Source organism: Rhizobacter sp. (genome assembly GCF_035702065.1).
Classification (GTDB): Bacteria; Pseudomonadota; Gammaproteobacteria; order Burkholderiales; family Burkholderiaceae_C; genus Rhizobacter.
The window spans coordinates 1-5,679 of the sequence record NZ_DASSRA010000095.1 but is presented as its reverse complement, the minus strand read 5'-3'; the positions used below and the strand labels follow the sequence as shown (position 1 = coordinate 5,679).

Here is a 5,679-nt window from a genome sequence, read left to right as displayed (position 1 = left end):
ATCTTCGTCGGTGCCCGGCACCGGCGGGATGTCGATCGGCGACGGCATGAAGTCGATCACCGCGTCGAGCATGCGCTGCACGCCCTTGTTCTTGAAAGCGGTGCCACACAGCATCGGCTGGATCTCGGTCGCGATCGTGCGAGTGCGAATGCCCAGCTTGATCTCGGCTTCGCTCAGGTCGCCCGATTCGAGGTACTTGTTCATCAGCTCTTCGCTGGACTCGGCAGCTGCCTCGAGCATGTTCTCGCGCCACTTCTGCGCGTCTGCCTGCAGGTCGGCCGGGATGTCCTTGTAGTCGAACTTCATGCCCTGGGAAGCCTCGTCCCAGATGATGGCCTTCATCTTGATCAGGTCCACCACGCCAGTGAAGTTGTCTTCAGCGCCGATGGGAATCACGATGGGCACGGGGTTCGCCTTCAGGCGGGCCTTCATCTGGTCATAGACCTTGTAGAAGTTCGCACCGGTGCGGTCCATCTTGTTCACGAACGCAAGACGGGGCACCTTGTACTTGTTGGCCTGGCGCCAGACGGGTTCCGATTGGGGCTGCACGCCGCCCACGGCGCAGTACACCATGCAGGCGCCGTCCAGCACGCGCATGGACCGCTCGACTTCAATGGTGAAGTCCACGTGCCCCGGGGTGTCGATGATGTTGATGCGGTGCTCGGGGTGATTGAGCTCCATGCCCTTCCAGAAGCAGGTGGTCGCAGCCGAGGTGATCGTGATGCCTCGCTCCTGTTCCTGCTCCATCCAGTCCATCGTGGCGGCGCCGTCGTGCACCTCGCCGATCTTGTGGTTCACACCGGTGTAGAACAGGATGCGCTCGGTGGTCGTCGTCTTGCCGGCGTCGATGTGCGCCGAGATGCCGATGTTGCGATAGCGCTCGATGGGGGTCTTGCGGGCCATGGTGGCACTCCAGAAACTGAAACGCGCCCGACGGTCTACTCAGACCGAGGGGCCGCGTCGGGGGCTGAAAACTAAGGGCCGGGAACTTAGAAGCGGAAGTGAGAGAAAGCCTTGTTGGCTTCTGCCATGCGGTGCACTTCGTCGCGCTTCTTCATCGCACCGCCACGGCCTTCGACGGCCTCCAGCAGCTCGTTGGCCAGGCGCTGCGCCATGGACTTCTCACCGCGCTTGCGGGCCGACTCCTTCAACCAGCGCATGGCCAGGGCCACGCGGCGAACAGGGCGAACTTCCACGGGAACTTGGTAGTTCGCACCGCCCACGCGGCGTGACTTCACTTCGACCATCGGCTTGATGTTGTTCAAGGCGACCGTGAAGATTTCGAGCGGATCCTTGCCCGACTTCTTCTCGACCTGCTCCAGCGCACCGTAAATGATGCGTTCGGCCACGGCCTTCTTGCCGGACTCCATGATCACGTTCATGAACTTGGACAGATCGACCGAATTGAACTTCGGATCGGGGAGGATGTCCCGTTTGGGGACTTCGCGACGACGAGGCATTTCTCTTCCTTTTGCTTCAGTTGGCTCCGGCTTTCGCCATCACCCTGGGCACCACCAACATCTGGGGCCACCCACTTACTCGGCAGGCCACTGAGCCTTGCCGAAACACGCCCGATCCGGGTTTGACGCCAGACAGGCAACCTGTTGGCTTTAAGCCTTCTTCGGGCGCTTGGCGCCGTACTTGGAGCGCGCTTGCTTGCGGTCTTTCACGCCTTGCAAGTCGAGCGAGCCGCGCACGATGTGGTAACGCACACCCGGCAAGTCCTTCACCCGGCCGCCACGAACCAGCACCACGCTGTGCTCCTGGAGGTTGTGGCCTTCACCGCCGATGTAGGAAATGATTTCGAAGCCGTTGGTCAGGCGAACCTTGGCCACTTTACGCAGCGCGGAGTTCGGCTTCTTCGGCGTGGTGGTGTACACGCGGGTACACACGCCGCGCCGCTGGGGGCCACCCTGCAGCGCCGGCGATTTGGACTTCGTGGTCTCGGTCTCGCGACCGTGACGCACGAGTTGGTTGATGGTAGGCATTGGTAACTTGTTCCCGTTTGAAGTCACACAGGCGCCGCCTCTTCCGCAGAAGCAGGCAGCACCTCTTGGTCTTTTTCAGTAGATGTCGAGGCGCTCCACTGGGAGACGAGCCCGAAGCCGCGAAGGGAATCACGGTGGGCCGCCCGACAAAGAGCGCAGCAAAACCTGCTGAAAAGCCCTCGATTATATTCGTGCGAACCCTCACCCGCAAGCCAAGGTATTGAAAGTGCTCCCCACGACCCAAATCGCGGTCGTACTCGACACCAACGTGGTGCTGGATTGGCTGGTTTTCCGCAATCCGCAATGCACGCCGCTGGCTCAGGCCATCGAAGGCGGCCATCTGCGCTGGCTGGTGACCGATCCCATGCGCGACGAACTGGCCCATGTGCTAGGCCGTGGTGTCGTCGACGCCTGGGCTCCGAACCTGGATCAGCTCTGGGAAAGTTGGTACAAGCTCTCAGAGAGAGTCGCTGCACCTGTCATTGGCGAATCGCTCCGCCTCCGCTGCACCGACCCCGACGATCAGAAGTTCATCGACCTGGCCGTGTCCAGCGCCCAGTGGCTGATCAGCCGCGACCGCGCCGTGCTGAAGCTGGCGCGCCGCGCCCGAAAGCTGGGGCTGCGGGTGGCGCCGCCGGAACGCTGGCCCTCGGAATGAAAAAGGGCGGCCGCAGCCGCCCTTCCAAAGCCCGGAAGCTTTGGCTTACTCTGAGGCCTCTCCGCCGGCCGGGGCGGCCGCAGCCGCCTCGTCCACCGCAGACATCTCTTCGGCCGCTTCTTCCAAGGCGATGGCACGACGCTCTGCGTCGTCCAGCTCTTCCTTGACCTTGCGCGCGTCGTGGAAGGCCATGCCGGTACCCGCCGGGATCAGGCGGCCGACGATGACGTTTTCCTTCAGGCCACGCAACTCGTCGCGCTTGCCCATGATGGCCGCCTCGGTAAGCACGCGGGTGGTTTCCTGGAACGATGCTGCCGAGATGAAGCTGTCGGTCGAGAGCGACGCCTTGGTGATGCCCAGCAGCACGTCGGCGTGCGTGGCAATCGTCTTGCCTTCGGCACGCAGGCGGTCGTTGGTGTCAAGCAGCTCCGAACGCTCGACCTGCTCGCCAGCGATGTAGCCGCTGTCACCCGGGTTGACGATCTGCACGCGGCGCAGCATCTGGCGAACGATCACCTCGATGTGCTTGTCGTTGATCTTCACGCCCTGCAGACGGTAGACGTCCTGCACTTCGTCGACGATGTAGCGCGCCAGTTCCTCGATGCCCAGCAGACGCAGGATGTCCTGCGGATCGGCCGGACCGTCGACGATGGACTCGCCCTTGTTGACCACCTGGCCTTCGTGCACCAGGATGTTCTTTTCCTTGGACACCAGCTCTTCGTAGACCTGGCCTTCGGGGTCGGTGATCTGCAGGCGAACCTTGCCCTTGGTCTCCTTGCCGAACGACACCGTGCCGGTGATCTCGGCCAGCGTGCCCTTGTCCTTGGGCGTGCGGGCCTCGAACAGCTCGGCCACCCGCGGCAGACCGCCGGTGATGTCACGGGTCTTCTGGCCTTCGACCGGGATACGTGCCAGCACTTCACCCGGAGCCAGATCCTGGCCGTCACGCACCTGGATCAGCGCGCCGACCTGGAAGCCGATCGTCACCGAGTGGTCGGTGCCGGGGATCTTCACTTCGTTGCCTTGCACGTCGAGCAGCTTGACCTGCGGGCGCACGACCTTGGTCGAGCCGCGGCGCTTCGGGTCGATCACGACGAGCGTGGACAGACCGGTCACTTCGTCGACCTGCTTGGCCACCGTCACGCCTTCTTCGACGTTCTCGAACTTCGCCTTGCCGGCGAACTCGGTGATGATCGGGCGGGTCAGCGGGTCCCAGTTGGCCAGCACCGTGCCGGCCTTGATGGCCTGGTCGGGCTTGATGTTGAGCACCGCGCCATACGGCACCTTGTGGCGCTCACGCTCGCGACCGTGCTGGTCGGCAATGATGATCTCGCCGGAACGCGAAATCACCACCAGATCGCCCTTGCCGTTGGTCACGTAGCGCATCGTGGCGTTGAAGCCGATGTTGCCGTCGGACTTGGCGTCCACGCTGGAGGCCACTGCCGCACGCGACGCCGCACCACCGATGTGGAAGGTACGCATCGTCAGCTGCGTGCCGGGTTCACCGATCGACTGGGCAGCGATCACGCCGACCGCTTCGCCGCGGTTCACCACGCCACCGCGGCCGAGGTCGCGGCCGTAGCACTTGGCGCACAGGCCGAAGCGCGTGTCGCAGGTCAGCGCGGTGCGGACCTTGATCTCGTCCACTCCAGCCGCTTCCAGATCGTCCAGCGTGTCTTCGTCCAGCATCTTGCCGGGCTCGACCAGCTGAGCGCCCGTTTCCGGGTGCTGAACTTCGATCGCGGTCACGCGGCCGAGCACACGGTCACGCAGCGATTCGATGACTTCACCGCCTTCGACCAGAGCGCGCATGTTCATGCCGTTTTGCGTGCCGCAGTCGTCTTCGGTCACCACCAGATCCTGGGTCACGTCGACCAGACGGCGCGTCAGGTAACCCGAGTTCGCGGTCTTCAGCGCCGTGTCCGCCAGGCCCTTACGAGCACCGTGGGTGGAGATGAAGTACTGCAGAACGTTCAGGCCTTCGCGGAAGTTCGCCGTGATGGGCGTCTCAATGATTGAGCCGTCCGGCTTGGCCATCAGGCCGCGCATGCCGGCCAGCTGGCGGATCTGCGCCGCGCTACCGCGTGCGCCGGAGTCGGCCATCATGTAGATGGAGTTGAACGACTCCTGGTCGACCTGCTTGCCGTGGCGGTCGGTGGTCTTCTGCTTGGAGAGCTGGGCCATCATGACCTTGCCCACCTCGTCACCCGTCTTGCCCCAGATGTCGACCACCTTGTTGTAGCGCTCGCCGGCCGTCACGAGACCCGAGACGTACTGCTGCTCGATCTCCTTGACTTCCTTTTCGGCGCGCTCGATCAGGATGTGCTTTTCCTTCGGCACCAGCATGTCGTCGATGGCGATCGAGATGCCGGCGCGCGTGGCCAGGCGGAAGCCCGACTGCAGCAGCTTGTCGGCGAAGACCACCGTCTCCTTCAGGCCGCACTTGCGGAACGAGACATTGATCAGGCGCGAGATTTCCTTCTTCTTCAGCGCCTTGTTGATGTTCGAGAACGGCAGGCCCTTGGGCAGGATCTCGGACAGCAGGGCACGACCCACCGTGGTGTCCACGAGCTTGGTCTCGGGCACGAACTCGCCCGTGGCCTTGTTCTTGGTCCACTCGGTCAGGCGCACGCTGATGCGGGCGGTGATCTCGACCTGGTGGTTGTCGAGTGCACGCTGCACTTCGATCACGTCGGAGAAGACGATGCCTTCGCCCTTGCCGTTGATGCGTTCGCGGGTGGCGTAGTACAGGCCCAGCACCACGTCCTGCGACGGCACGATCGACGGTTCGCCGTTGGCCGGGAACAGCACGTTGTTGGAGGCCAGCATCAGGGTACGGGCTTCCATCTGCGCTTCGATCGACAGCGGCACGTGGACGGCCATCTGGTCACCGTCGAAGTCGGCGTTGAAGGCCGCGCAAACCAGCGGGTGCAGCTGGATCGCCTTGCCTTCGATCAGCACCGGCTCAAACGCCTGGATGCCCAGGCGGTGCAGCGTCGGCGCGCGGTTCAGCATGACCGGGTGTTCCTTGAT

5 protein-coding genes are annotated in these 5,679 nt (G+C 63.4%); 1 reads left to right on the top strand and 4 read right to left on the bottom strand.

The features are described 5' to 3' along the window. The 3 genes from VFL64_RS04415 to rpsL all read right to left on the bottom strand — a co-directional run. Positions 1-903: GTP-binding protein (locus VFL64_RS04415; RefSeq protein WP_489539173.1), on the bottom strand; the 903-nt coding region annotated here is incomplete at its 3' end. A gap of 86 nt (positions 904-989) precedes the next feature. Further along, positions 990-1,460, bottom strand: coding sequence for a 30S ribosomal protein S7 (gene rpsG / locus VFL64_RS04410; protein ID WP_480319332.1), 471 nt, complete (start codon positions 1,458-1,460; stop codon positions 990-992). Positions 1,461-1,610: 150 nt separating this feature from the next. Then, a complete protein-coding gene (rpsL, locus tag VFL64_RS04405) occupies positions 1,611-1,988 on the bottom strand; it encodes a 30S ribosomal protein S12 (RefSeq protein WP_489539172.1) in 378 nt (125 codons plus the stop codon). 226 nt (positions 1,989-2,214) lie between these two features. Between rpsL and VFL64_RS04400 the strand changes: the two genes are divergently transcribed. Beyond that, positions 2,215-2,646, top strand: coding sequence for a putative toxin-antitoxin system toxin component, PIN family (locus VFL64_RS04400; protein ID WP_489539171.1), 432 nt, complete (start codon positions 2,215-2,217; stop codon positions 2,644-2,646). A gap of 45 nt (positions 2,647-2,691) precedes the next feature. Here VFL64_RS04400 and rpoC read toward each other — a convergent pair. Further along, positions 2,692-5,679, bottom strand: a 2,988-nt coding sequence (gene rpoC / locus VFL64_RS04395) for a DNA-directed RNA polymerase subunit beta' (RefSeq protein WP_489539170.1), incomplete at its 5' end; no start/stop codon positions are given.

Coding starts and splice junctions, on each gene's coding strand:
- rpsG (WP_480319332.1), bottom strand. CDS start 1,460: ATGCCTCGTCGTCGCGAAGTCCCCAAACGGGACATCCTCCCCGATCCG.
- rpsL (WP_489539172.1), bottom strand. CDS start 1,988: ATGCCTACCATCAACCAACTCGTGCGTCACGGTCGCGAGACCGAGACC.